The sequence below is a fragment of the uncultured Shewanella sp. genome (assembly GCF_947491715.1).
In the GTDB taxonomy this organism is placed as follows: Bacteria; Pseudomonadota; Gammaproteobacteria; order Enterobacterales; family Shewanellaceae; genus Shewanella.
This window is the reverse complement of record NZ_CANLKR010000094.1, coordinates 1-1196: the sequence shown is the minus strand read 5'-3', so window position 1 is coordinate 1196 and position 1196 is coordinate 1. Positions and strand designations below refer to the sequence as shown.

Below are 1196 nucleotides of genomic sequence, written 5' to 3'. Positions count from 1 at the left end.
TAAGTCTACTAGCAGGATTAAGAGCATGTGTTCAAGAAGCTGGGCAAAAGTGACCAATTTCTAATGCAGATTGGTATAACCTTTGAAAACCCGATTGGCTAGACAATCCATACCTGCTCGATTGAATTATCTATTGCATTAAACGTAGGTGAATAGGGTGGCAATTTGATAATCATTACCTAAAAATAATGATATTCTTAAATTCATCAGTAATATCATTGGTATGCTAGTCTTCACCATCCATGATCACCACGGCATGTCGTTCTGCTTCTGTTGTATTTGAGATATTCTTTTAAATAGAAAAGTGGGCTTCATTCTGAAACCAAATATCGATGCGCAGCCCAGCTAGGCCTTCTTCTAAAAAAGTCTTTACCCATTTATTCACGCTAGTTCTGCTGACTTTTAAAAGATAAGCAATTTGAGTTCGAGACTTGCCACCTTGAAAATGAGCAAGTGCAAGGAGTCGCATCCTTATTTGAATCGATTTTTGCTTACGTGCGAGTGAATTAAAGTCGATTTTTTTAAGATTATCCATAACAAACCATAAGGAAAATATGATAAATACAATTAGATCATATTTTTACTTAGATTGGTATAAAGGCTATATAACCGAGAAAAGGGTTTTTCTTTACCCCTTATCTTTAATATATTTGTCTATTTGATATCCAGTATAGCAGCCAGCTCTTCTTCAACAATATTTTCGAATGAGAATTCATGTGGTGTAAGTCGTCTGATGATGTGAAGGGCTATATCGCTTATATCATTCTTCATATTTGCTCGACGCAATATTAGTGAAGTGAACATACTTTTCTATTCAATCTATAGTGACAGTATTTTAGGCCATAACGCGTCATTTTGTGGATAACTTAGGGGGTAAAACGTTAGGAACTTGTGCTTAATAAATAAAGTGAAAATAAATGCTTTATTTCTTTAAAAAGCCCTTGCACTCATTCCAAATCTCCCTATAATGCGCAACCACTGACACGGCAAAGCAGCTTCTTAGAGAGATAGGAAACAGCAGCGGTGAGAAGTGTTTCAAGTAGTTAAAGTGGCTCGGTGAGATTAAAAATTACTCATTGAAAAACGTCTTAAAAAAACACTTGACGCACACAAGGAAACGCGTAGAATACGCCTCCTCAAGCCAACGACCTAACGTCTACGGCGATACCTGAAAAATCGGTATCACGTCCGCTCTT

The 1196-nt window shown here is 36.6% G+C and carries 1 pseudogene; it reads right to left on the bottom strand.

The features are described from left to right. Window positions 1-17: 17 nt before the first annotated feature. Window positions 18-535 (bottom strand): annotated as a pseudogene (locus Q0779_RS23625) (helix-turn-helix domain-containing protein). Window positions 536-1196: the final 661 nt, after the last annotated feature.